The organism is Nonomuraea sp. NPDC049504 (genome assembly GCF_040676845.1).
In the GTDB taxonomy this organism is placed as follows: Bacteria; Actinomycetota; Actinomycetes; order Streptosporangiales; family Streptosporangiaceae; genus Nonomuraea; species Nonomuraea salmonea.
On record NZ_JBFAPT010000006.1, the window covers coordinates 21,694 to 32,951 of the forward strand.

Genomic DNA, 11,258 nt, shown 5'->3' on the forward strand with positions numbered 1-11,258 from the left:
AGCGCGGCAATCTGGACGGTCGCCGAGAAGCCTCACCTCGTCGATGAGATGCAGTGAGACCGTGCTTCTGCCGCGATATTGCTGCAACAAGCGGTTGCGGCCGGTTTCCTAGGGACAGGGCGGGGTGAAGGGGAGGCCGGGAAGGTGGCGGGCCCATTCCTCGCGGGTGATCGACGTGCCGGCCGACTCGCAGACGCGGGCGCTCGCCTGCTCGGCGTTCAGCCCCAAGAGCTGCACGGCGCTGCCCGACGTGCCGGCCAGCACGGTGCCGTCAGGCCCCGGCACGGCGTCCAGCACCGGGCGCTGCCCCGCGAACACCGCCCACAGCGCGGGGCCGGCCGGATCGACGACGTCCCACACGCGCACGGTCCTGTCGTCGGAGGCCGTGACGAGCCTGCGGTCGTCGGCGGCGAACGCCACCGCCGCCACGTCGCCGTCGTGGCCGGTCAGCTCCGCCAGGCGGCGGGGGGAGGCGGGGTCGGAGACGTCCCAGAGCCGGGCCGTGCCGTCGGACGACGCCGTGGCCAGCGTCTCGCCGTCGTGGCTGAACCGCACACCGAGCACCTGGCCGGCGTGCGCGGTGAACGTGGCGGCCGCTTTGGGGCGGGCCGGCTTGGAGACGTCCCAGAGCCGTACGGACGAGGTGCCGGAGCCGGTCGCCACCAGCTTGCCGTCAGGGCGGAACGCGGCGGCCCGCAGCCGGGCGTCGGCGGGCCCGAGGTAGGCGAGGCGCACGGGCGCGGCCGGCGCGGCGACGTTCCACAGCGCGGCCCGGCCGTCGGTGGCGATGGTCAGCACCGTACGCTCGTCGGCGCCGTACGCGGCCGAGCGGATGCCCCCGGTGATCGCGCCGAGCAGTTCGGGCGTGGCGGGCGAGGAGACGTCCCAGAGGCGGGCGGTGCCGTCGCGCGAGGCCGTGACCAGGCGGCTGTCGTCGGGGCTGAACGCGGCCGTCAGCACCGGCTCGGTGTGGCCGGACAGCGTGGACTGCGGGGTGACGGCGGCCGGGTCGGAGACGTCCCACAGCATGACGGTCTCGTCGTCGGAGGCGGTGGCCAGCGTGGTGCCACCCTTGGAGATCGCCACGGCGTTCACCTCGTCGGTGTGCCGGGCGAGCCTGGCGCGGGGGGCGAGGCGGGCGGCGTCGGAGACGTTCCACAACCGGGCGACGCCGTCGGCCGAGGACGTCGCCAGCCGCCCGCCGTCGGGGCTGAACGCCACGCCCGTCACCGCGTCGGGTGAGCCCGCCAGGGTCGCCGCGAGCTCGGGCGCGGCCGGGTCCGCCACGCTCCACAGCCGGACATCGGCGTCGGCCGACGCGGCGGCCAGCAGGGCGCCGTCGGGGGCGAACGCGACGTCGTGCACCGCCGCGCCGCTTCCCTTCACGGCGCCGGCCAGCTCAGCGCCGGCGACGTCCCACAGCTCGACCGTGCCGTCAGCCGTGCCCGCCGCCAGGTTCCTGCCGTCGGGGGAGAAGACGACGCCGCGCACGCCGTCGTGCTGCGAGGTCAGCGTCGCCAGCGTGGCTGGGGCGGCGGGGGTGCGTACGTCGAGGATGGTGATCGTGCCACCGGCCGTCGCCAGCGCGGCCAGGCGGCCGTCGGGGCTGAAGACCGTCTCGGTGAAGTCGGCGTCCTGCCGGACGACCGACAGCGCCTTGGGCTTCTCCGTGTCGGCCGTGCTCCACAGCCGTGTCGTGCCGTCGGGCGAGGCGGTGGCGAGGACGTCGCCCTCCGGCGTGAACGCCACCGAGCCGACCGGCTCCTTGTGGCCCTTCAGCGTGGCCAGCGGGCGCGGGCGCGCGGTGTCGGAGACGTCCCACAGCTTGGCCGTGCCGTCGGCCGACCCCGTGGCCAGCACCTTCCCGTCGGCGGTGAACGCGACCGCGCGCACCCCGCCCGTGTGCCCCTGCACCACGCCCAGCGGCTTGGGCCGCAGCGGGTCGGCGACGTTCCACAACCGGGCGGTGGCGTCGCCCGACGCCGTCACGGTCACCCGGCCGTCGGGACGGTAGGCCACCCGCTCGACGGGGGCGGTGTGGCCGATCAGCCGCGCGCCGATCGGGCGGGAGAGCGAGCCCAGCAGCGCGCCGCGCGCCTCGGGCGTGGGGGACAGGCGGTAGGCCGCCAGCGCGAGCTGGGCGCCGAGCGAGGTGTCGCCCGTGCCGCTCGCCGCCGCCGCGACCTCCCGCGACAGCGCCTCGTCGCGCACCCTGGACGCCTCCGCCGCCCGCGCGTCGGCCCTGCCGCCCTGCACCACCGCGACGACGCCGCCCGCCGCCCCTGCCAGCACCAGCGCGCTGAGCACGGCGATGGCGCCACGCGCGACCAGCTTCCTGCGCTCCTGGCGCCGCCGCGACGCCACGAGGAACTCCCGCTCCTCCGCACTCACCTCCACCGCCGCCGGCACCCCCGCCGCGGCCCACCGCGCGACCCCCCGCCCCACCGGCTCGCCTTCCCGCAGGTCGCTGCGGGCGGTGACGGTCTCCGCGGTGGTGAGGCGGTCGTCGGTGTAGAGGTGGGAGGGGTTTCTGCCGTCCTCGCGCCACAGGGCGGCGTCCTCGGCCAGCCGGGCGCGTACGAGCAGGCTCGCCCGCCGCGACTCCGCCCAGCTCGCCAGCCGGGGCCAGCCCCGCACCAGCGCCTCGTGCACCAGCCGCGCCTCGTCGCGCTCGACGACGACCAGCCGCGCCCTGACCAGCTCGGCCAGCACCTGCCCAGGCACCGACTCGGGCCCCTGGCTCAGCTCGGCCACCGGCACCCGGCAGGGCACCGCGCCCGCCCGCTCGTCCACCCGCACCAGCCGCTCCAGCAGCGCCCGCGCCACCGGCTCCGACTCGGCGCCGAGCCGCCGCAGCGTCTCCTCGCCGCTCATCGCGATCGCCCGCGCCACCCCGCCGGCCGCGCGGTAGCCCTCCATGGTGAGCACCCCGCCGGTACGCCGCCGCCACGTCGCCAGCAACGCGTGCGACAGCCGCGGCAACTGGTCGTCGGAGACCCCGCGCAGGTCCTCCAGGATCAGCTCGGTCAGCCCCGGCTCGACGGCGAGCCCGGCCCGCGCGGCCGGCTCCTCGACGGCCCTGCGCACCCCGGCGGGCGACATCAGCGGCACGATCTCCGGCCGCCGCATCGACCCGAGCAGCCCGGGGTAGGCGGCGCAGCGCGCGAAGAAGTCACCGCGTACGGCGATCACCACCGCCGCCGATGCCGACAGCTCGGCCAGCGCCGCCACGAACCGCCGCCGCGCCGTCTCGTCCCCGCAGGCGGTGAACACCTCCTCGAACTGGTCCACCACCACCAGCGTCGGCCCGGGCAGCCCGCGCCGGGCCGCGCCGGGGTCGGACTCGATGATCGCCCGCAGGCGTACGGGATCGGCCCCGCCGAGCACGGCCAGCTCACCGGCCAGCGCCGCCGTCGGCTCCGCGCCGGGGGTCAGCACCACGCACCGGCCCACCTCGTCCTTGAGCGCGGGCAGCAGCCCGGCCCGCAGCAGCGACGTCTTCCCGCAGCCCGACGGCCCGGTGACGAGCAGCGGCCCGCCGGTCTCGAACGCCTGCCCCCCGAGCACCATCGGCGGCCGCGCCGCCCTGAGCGCCTGCCGGACCCGCGCGGCCAGCGACCGCGTCGCGTCCTCGCGCCCGGCGAACACCCCCGCCTGCTCCGGCCCGTACGCCACCAGCCCCCGGTAGGGGCTGCCGGGGTCGCCCGGCGCGCCCACCGGCCGCTGCCGCACCCGGGGCGCCGCGTGGGCCGGGTTCGCGGCCAGCGGCGGCAGCTCACGCAGCTCGCCCGCCTCCCGCCGGGGGCGCGGGAACCCGGCGGCGGGCAGTGAGCGGGCCAGGCGGTGGTGGGCGTGGTCGAGCGTGAACGCGGCCGGCCCCTCGGGGTCGCCCTCGTGCAGCAGCCGCAGCAGCCCGCCGCTGAGCGCGGTGTGCCGGACGCCGGGCAGCGCCCACGAGTTGGGATCGCGGCTCGACGACGCCAGCACGTAGGCGCCGGGCCAGGCCAGCGGCTGATCCATCGCCTTGGCGGGCACCGGCCGCCCGCCGCCGCTGAAGCAGCAGTCGAGCACCACCACGGCCGGCTCGGCTCGCGACCCGGCGAGGATGCGCCGCACCAGCGCGTACGGCAGCGCCTGATAGCCCGCGGTGCCCTCGAAGAGGTCGACGGTCGCCCCGGTGGCGAGATAGAGCTCGTCACCTGGCCCGAACAGGGCATGCCCCACGAAGTGGAACATCAGCACGCTCGTCGCCTCGCGCGCCGCCCGCTCCAGCGCCTCGCCCAGGTCTCCGGGCGTGGGCGGGTCGAGCAGCACGTCGAGCCGGTCGGGCGCCAGGTGCGCCCGCTCGACCAGGCAGCGGGCGACGTCGGTGAGGGTGGCGGCCACGGCGGGCGCCTGCGGCAGCCGGGACGCGGGCCGATGCGTGCCCGTGCCGGCCAGCAGCACCCGGGCCCCCGGGTCGGCCAGCAGCAACGGTGGACCGTTCCAACTGGAGTCGGGCACGAGCCGCGTCTTCTCGATCGTGGCTGCTGATTCGTCCTCGGTCATCCGGCGTTCCACCGCGCAAAGGCTCGTCGGGTTCGGCGTTCGTAGGATGCCAATGTACGCACGTCCGGGGCGGCCGTCGAGGGGCACGAACGGCCGCTCAGCCGCCGCTATCGCCGCATATTCGGGCAGATCATGACGGCATTCGGGGTCACCAGTTGGCGGGCAGCCCGGGGGTCGTCGCGGGCAGCCGGCGGCCCTGCGGATGGATCACGTACGCGACGCCGCCGCTGCTCGAACTCCGCAGCCACACGTTCTCGAACGCGGCCCGCGGGTAGACCCGCCGCACGGCCGCGTTGCTCGGCGAGGCCGGGTCGTTGGCGATCACGTCGCCGGTCTCGGTGAAGCCGACGACGACCATGAGGTGGCCGTCGGTGCCGTAACCCGCGCCCGGCAGCTCCTCCTTCTTGAACGACTGCGAGGTGACCACCGGAATGCCGGCGCCGATCAGCAGCTCCAGCTCCGTCAGCGAGCGCAGCCGGGTGATGAACCCGTCGAGGCCGTAGCGGCCCGCGTAGGCGGTGTTGAACGGCCAGTTGCCGGTGCCGTTGTAGGCGTGGTCGAAGGTGAAGCGGGCGGCGTGGTCGACCTCGGGGTTCGGGTCGGAGTCCTTGACCCAGGCGGTGTCCTGCGCGCTCGGCCAGGTGTCCCAGTAGCCCATGACCATCGTGGTCGAGGTCGGGCTGCACCACGCCTCGCCGCCGCCGTTCCACTCGGGGTAGTGGCCCTGGTGGATGTTCTGGGAACGGCGCGGCACGGCCAGCTCCTTGCCCCAGGCGCCGCCGCCTGGACTGACCGGCACGCTCGCGCGGCGCGGCACGTTGGAGCTCATCACGCCGGACGTCCGCACCCGCGGCGTCACCGAGGAGCCGGGCCGCCGGTAGAGGGTCAGCCGGAGCTGGTAGGCGCTGAGCGGCTTGCCGGCCGCCGCGACCAGCGTGTCCACCGCCACCTTCCCGTCGGCGTCGGACTGGCCGGACACCGAGGTGCGCAGCACGTCGCCCTCCGCGTACGACCAGCGGCCCAGGGAGTACCACCGGGTCAGCCCCTCGGCGTTCCTGCCCCTGGCCTCGACCTGCAGCCAGCTCCCCGGCGGCACGTCGGCCGTCCACGACGCGATCAGCTCGGTCGCGGGGAAGCCGATGACCTGCTCGGGCCCGGTCCAGCGGGCGTACTCCCACGTCTTCGTGCCCAGCGCGTCGGTGTGGGAGACGGTGCCCGCCGCCTCCTCGAACGCCAGCCCGCCCCCCGCCGTCGTGCCCGCCGTCGTGCCCTCGGCGGTGCCGGTGGTGAAGTCGGCCCGCTGGAACACCACGTCGGGGACCGCCGCGGCCGGTTTCGCCCCGGCCGGGGCGGCACAGGTCGTGACCAGGGCGAGAGTGGACAGGAACACGGTCAGCGCACGCATGGACCCCACCTTGCCGTGAAGGCGCTCGGTGGGGCCGACAGTATGCGCAGCGGGTGTGCCGAGCATCGGCAGATCTACGTATCAGGCGAGAGTCTGGGTCAATTCGTTCCGGTCCGCGGTGCACACCAGGCGGCCGCGGGCGCCGTTCACGATCGGCATGTACGGCGGCACGTGCCCGCACTCGACCCCGGCCACGATCGGCACGCCGAGCCCGCCCAGTGCGTCCAGCACGGCCTCCTCCTGGCTCAGCGAGGGCAGGCCGGGCGCCGAGGTGCGGCCCACGACGACGGCGTTCGCGCCGGTGAAGAAGCCGGCCAGGCGCATGCCGTGCAGGTGGCGGCAGATCTCGCCCGCGTCGTGCTCGCACGCCTCGACGTAGACCAGCAGCCCCTCGTCGCCGGCCGCCGCCGCGAAGGCGGGCACGTCGGCGTAGGGGGTGCCGGCGACGTCGGCGAGCGTCTCGATGCAGCCGCCGATCAGCCGGCCGGTCACGTCGAGGTCGCCGTCGCCGTCGAGCCGCCGCCACCGTCCTGGGGTGTCCAGCGTGAACGTGTCCACCTCGGGAGTCTCGATGTAGTCGTCGCGGCCGTGCGCGCGGTGGCGGCCGGGCGGGAGCTGGGTGAACGTCGTGCCAGGCGTCATCGTCACGATGTCGAGCCAGGTCAGCAGGCCCTCGGGGGCACCGTAGGGGGTCCATCAGACTCTCCCGAGAGGACCGTTGCCTTTAGGTGACGGGGGAATCGGGAGCGGGAGGGCCGTCAAGGCCTGGGCGTGGAGTGACCTGCCTGGTCTTGACATGAGAGTTCTCCGTTTCGCCGCGCATGAGCTGGACAGCGTTGTTATAACGATCGTGTGATTCGGCAGGTGCGCACTTCTCCGGGAGCCGGGTACGACCTCGGATACCGCGTGGTGTGGTGCCCGACGTACCGCTGCCCGGCCTTCGGCGGCCGGGTGAAGGACCGCTTCAAGGAGTTGATCCGCGCCGAGGCCGGCGAGCACGGCTGGGAGGTCGTGGCGCTTGGAGTGATGCCCGACCAGGTGCGCCTGTTCGTCAAGCCCGGCCCGAAGCACTCGCCGTCGTCCGTGGCGTTGTATGTGGCCGGCCAGTTCAAAAGCTTCGCCTTCCACCACCTGCGTGCCGAGTCCGGCCATTTGCGTTCCCGGTTGCCCACGCTGTGGTCGCGGTCCTGCTGCGTGGCCACGGTCGGCGTGGTGCCGGTTGGGACGGTGCGGCGCTCCATCGAGACGCGGTACGAGCGGCCGTCCACGGGCGGTGGCGGTGCGTAGGTCGTTCACGTTCCTGCTGCGCCCCACCAGCAAGCAGGCCGCCGCGCTGGTGGCGTGCCTGGAGGATCACCGCACGCTGTACAACGCCGCGCTGGAGCACCGCCGCACCGCGTACGCCAAGGCGGGGGTGAGCGTCCGGTACGGGGACCAGTCGGCCGAGTTGAAGCACATCCGCGCCGACGACGCGGGCGGGCAGGGCCGGTGGTCGTTCTCCTCTCAGCAGGCCACGCTGCGGCGGCTGGACAAGGCGTTCCGCGCGTTCTTCGACCGCGTCAAGGCCGGGCGTACGCCGGGCTTCCCCCGGTTCAAGGGGCGGGGCCGGTTCGACAGCGTGGAATGGCCGAAAGACGGTGACGGCTGCCGGTGGGACTCCCAGCCCGAGCACCCCACCGCGACCTACGTCCGGCTGCAGGGCATCGGGCACGTCCGCGTCCACCAGCACCGCCCGATCCGGGGCCGGGTCAAGACGATCAGCGCCAAGCGGGAAGGCTCGCGCTGGTATGTGGTCCTGTCGTGCGACGACGTGCCCGCCGAGCCGCTGCCCGCCACAGGCGCGACGGCCGGCATCGACATGGGCGTCGCCTCCCTGGTCACCACCAGCGACGGCGCGCACGTGGCCAACCCGCGCCATCTGGCCGCGACCGCTGATCGTCTCGCGGACGCTCAGCGGGACCTGGCCCGCAAGGAGCGGGGCTCCAAGCGCCGCCGCAAGGCCGTCGCACGGGTGGCCGCCCTGCACGGCAAGGTCCGCCGCCAGCGCCTGGACCACGCGCACAAGGCCGCGCTCGTGCTGGTCCGCGGCTACGACGTGATCGTGTACGAGGACCTGCGGATCACGAACATGTCCCGCTCGGCGTCCGGCACGATCGAGGCTCCCGGCCGCAACGTCGCGCAGAAGACGGGCCTCAACCGGAGCATCCTGGACGCGGGCTGGGGGGTGTTCCTGACGGTCCTCGCGTGCAAGGCTGAAAGCGCCGGTCGAGAGCTGATCGCGGTGAACCCTGCCGGCACCTCCCGTACGTGTGCCCGTTGTGGGCATTGTGCGAAGGAGAACCGCGTCACCCAGGCCGCGTTCGCCTGTACGGCGTGCGGGCATGCCGCGCACGCCGACGTGAACGCGGCGATCAACATCCTCAGGGCAGGGCTTGCCCTTCGCCAGGCTGCGGAAGCGGCTTAGCGAGAAGCCGCTCCCTTCACGGAGCGGAGGAGTCACGAGGTTGTTGCCGTGGACCGTGGCGACGCCGGTGAGCAGGGTCAGCGGGGTGAAGATCGTGGACACGTCCGAGCCAGGTCGGCTCGGCGGCGCGCAGCGCGTCCCAGTCGAGCAGCGGCAGCAGGTCGATCGCGGTCTGGCCGCCGCGCCGGTTCGTACCCCTTTTCGCGCATGATCCCCGGTGGGAAGGTGACGAGACCTACGACAGGACGGGAGCGGCTCCATATGCGGAAATATGTGATCATGGGCGTGCAGGGCAGTGGAAAGGGCACCCAGAGCGCGATGCTCGCCGCCGACCTCGACCTCGTCCACATCAGCGTCGGTGACATCTTCCGCTGGCACGTCAAGCACCACACCAAGCTCGGCGCCCAGGTACGCCGCCTCGTCGCGGCCGGCGAGCTGGTCGGCGACGACCTCGTGGCGGACGTCGTCAAGGACCGCCTCGAACTCCACGACTGGAACTACGGCTTCATCGTCGACGGCTTCCCGCGCAACCGGCGCCAGGCCGAGTTCTTCCTGGAGAGCTACGACCTCGACGGCGTCATCCACCTCGACCTGCCCGACGACGAGGTGCGCAGGCGAGTGCTGGCCCGGCGGCTGTGCGCGCGGTGCGGCATGGACTACAACCTCATCGCCCACCGGCCCGAGGAGGAGGGGCGCTGCGACGTGTGCGGCGGCGAGCTGGTGACCAGGGCCGACGACACCCCCGACGCGCTGGCCCGGCGGCTCGCCGACTACCACGACAAGACCGGGCCGGTGCTGGAGCTGTTCCGCCGCAAGGAGTACGTGCTGACCATCGACGCGCGCGCCGACAAGCTCGCCGTCCAGCGGACCATCCGCGTCCGCTTCAATCTGCCGCCCTACCAGGGCTGACCCGTGAGGCAAAGAGTCGGTCACGGCGGCTCATGATTGCGGTCGAACCGCCCCCGGGACCCGGCTCCCCGGGAGGAGGATCACCAGCGGGTCGAGACAGGCACGTCACGCGGGGGTAGGACATGGGCAGGCCCGGATTCGCGGCGATCATCGCGCTCGCCGCGCTGGGCACCGCCGCCTGGGCGGCGACCACCCCACCCGCACCCGGCGGCGCCGCGCGAGATCCGGGCTTCGGGCCCGCGCCGGGCAGCGCCGCCAAGAGCGCGATGGGGCCGTCCTGGCTCGTGGGGGCGCCGACGTACAGGCCGGAAAGGGAACCGGGCGGCCGGTGGGGCGGGCCGGAAGGGGAGCTGAGCGGCCGGCGGGATGGGCCGGCGGCGCCCAGGCCGAGCGGGACGGGGACGCCGCGCGTCCCCGCGAACCTGCACGTCACCCAGGACCTCGCCCCTGACCCGGTGATCATCGGCGGCGAGGCCGTCTACGTCATGACCGTCACGAACGCCGGCGTGACGGACGCCGGTGGCGTCATCGCCACCGCCGTGCTCGACCGCCACCTCACCCCCGGCCGTCTCCCGGACGCCTGCTCGCTCACCGGACGCACGGTCACCTGCGGCACGGCGCTCCCGGCAGGCGGCAGCGTCGCGTTCGAGCTGCCGGTCGGCACCGATCCCGCCCTCCAGGACGGCACCAGCCTGGTCAACCGCGCCCACGTCACCGCACCCGACGCGCTCGCCGGCGAGGACGAGCTGACGACGCGGGCGCGGGCGGTCGCCGAGGTCGAGGTACGCCAGGAGGGCACCCCGCAGGAGGTGGGCCACGGCGAGCGGATCCCTTACCGGCTGACGGTGACCAACCACGGCCCCTCACGGGCGGCGAACGTCTCCCTGCACAACCCGGCCGACGGCGACCGAGCGACGATCGCGGAGCGCCCGGCCGAGTGTCCGGCCAGCGGCTCCGCGTCCACCTGCCCGCTCGGCCCGCTCGCGCCGGGGGAGAGCAGGACGTACGCGTTCAGCCTGACCCCGCACGTGGCGGGCCCGCTGACGATCTGCGCGTCCGTCACCACCGGCGGCGGCGAGGAGAACACCGAGGACAACCACGCCTGCGCCGACACGGTCGTGGCGGCGGCGGAACCGGCACAGGAGAGCATCGAGGAGCCGGAGGAGACCCCCGAGCCGGCCCCCAGCGCCTCCCCGGACAAGGAACGCAAGAGCACCGGGCACGAGCCGGACGAGCCCCGCCGCGAGCGCGACCCCGAGCCCCCGGCCGCCGCCGGGGACGTGCCGCCGCCCGCGCACCACAGCAGTGAGACCCTGCCGCTGACCGGCGCGTCGATGTGGATGCTCGGCCTCGGCGTGGCGGTGCTGCTCGCGATCGGCCTGCTCGTCCGCTTCTTCTCCCACCAGGACAGGCGAACCCCCTGACCTGCACCTGCCCCGCCTCAGTCCACGACGTCGCGGGTCCACGACCCGAGCACGAGCAGGGTCTTGGTGCCCGTGACGTTCCCCGCCCTGCGCAGCCGGTCGATGACCTGCTGGAGGTGGCCGAGGTCGCGCACCCGTACGTGGATCAGCGCGTCCGGATCGCCCGCGATCGTGAACACGGCCTGCACCTCGGGCACGTCGGTGGCGGTGCGGATGATCTCGGCGACCGGGGTGGTGCCGGGATAGCGCAGCTCGGTGAAGGCCTCGATGCCCCAGCCGAGCTTGGCGTAGTCGATCTGCACGGCGAAGCCGGTGATCACGCCCAGCTCCTTGAGCCGGTCCACCCGCCGCTTGACCGCCGCCACCGACAGCCCGATACGCTCGGCCATCTCGGAGAACGTCCTGCGCCCGTCCTCGCGCAGCAGTCGCAGCACCTGGTGATCGATGTCGTCCACCTCAGGCACGGAGTACGCCCCCTTCATGCGCAAAGAACGTCGGCTGGCACGTC

Annotated in this window: 8 protein-coding genes; 4 read left to right on the plus strand and 4 right to left on the minus strand. The window is 74.2% G+C overall.

Going from position 1 to position 11,258, the window contains the following annotated elements; all coding sequences use genetic code 11:
- Positions 1–108 precede the first annotated feature (108 nt).
- The 3 genes from AB0K28_RS13675 to AB0K28_RS13685 form a co-directional block, all read right to left on the minus strand.
- On the minus strand, positions 109–4,548 hold the full coding sequence (locus AB0K28_RS13675; protein WP_364368990.1) for a hypothetical protein: 4,440 nt from the start codon (positions 4,546–4,548) through the stop codon (positions 109–111).
- A 148-nt stretch (positions 4,549–4,696) separates the two neighbouring features.
- Positions 4,697–5,953, minus strand: coding sequence for a C39 family peptidase (locus tag AB0K28_RS13680; protein WP_345399525.1), 1,257 nt, complete (start codon positions 5,951–5,953; stop codon positions 4,697–4,699).
- A gap of 81 nt (positions 5,954–6,034) precedes the next feature.
- The gene (locus tag AB0K28_RS13685) at positions 6,035–6,595 is read right to left on the minus strand and encodes a hypothetical protein (RefSeq protein WP_364369668.1); all 561 of its coding nucleotides are present in this window, start codon (positions 6,593–6,595) and stop codon (positions 6,035–6,037) included.
- A gap of 222 nt (positions 6,596–6,817) precedes the next feature.
- Between AB0K28_RS13685 and tnpA the strand changes: the two genes are divergently transcribed.
- From tnpA to AB0K28_RS13705, 4 genes are all read left to right on the plus strand, one after another.
- Positions 6,818–7,240 (plus strand): IS200/IS605 family transposase, encoded by a 423-nt coding sequence (tnpA, locus tag AB0K28_RS13690; protein ID WP_345399531.1) that lies wholly within the window; start codon positions 6,818–6,820, stop codon positions 7,238–7,240.
- Positions 7,233–8,417, plus strand: a complete 1,185-nt coding sequence (locus tag AB0K28_RS13695; RefSeq protein ID WP_364368995.1) for a transposase — start codon at positions 7,233–7,235, stop codon at positions 8,415–8,417. Before tnpA ends, AB0K28_RS13695 begins: the two co-directional genes overlap by 8 nt.
- A gap of 261 nt (positions 8,418–8,678) precedes the next feature.
- The gene (locus tag AB0K28_RS13700) at positions 8,679–9,326 is read left to right on the plus strand and encodes a nucleoside monophosphate kinase (protein ID WP_364368997.1); all 648 of its coding nucleotides are present in this window, start codon (positions 8,679–8,681) and stop codon (positions 9,324–9,326) included.
- A gap of 122 nt (positions 9,327–9,448) precedes the next feature.
- The gene (locus tag AB0K28_RS13705) at positions 9,449–10,750 is read left to right on the plus strand and encodes a CARDB domain-containing protein (protein WP_364368999.1); all 1,302 of its coding nucleotides are present in this window, start codon (positions 9,449–9,451) and stop codon (positions 10,748–10,750) included.
- Between the two features lie 17 nt (positions 10,751–10,767).
- Here the strand turns inward: AB0K28_RS13705 and AB0K28_RS13710 are convergent, their stop codons facing one another.
- Positions 10,768–11,232: an Lrp/AsnC family transcriptional regulator gene (locus AB0K28_RS13710; protein ID WP_364369002.1), complete on the minus strand. Its 465-nt coding sequence runs from the start codon at positions 11,230–11,232 to the stop codon at positions 10,768–10,770.
- Positions 11,233–11,258: the final 26 nt, after the last annotated feature.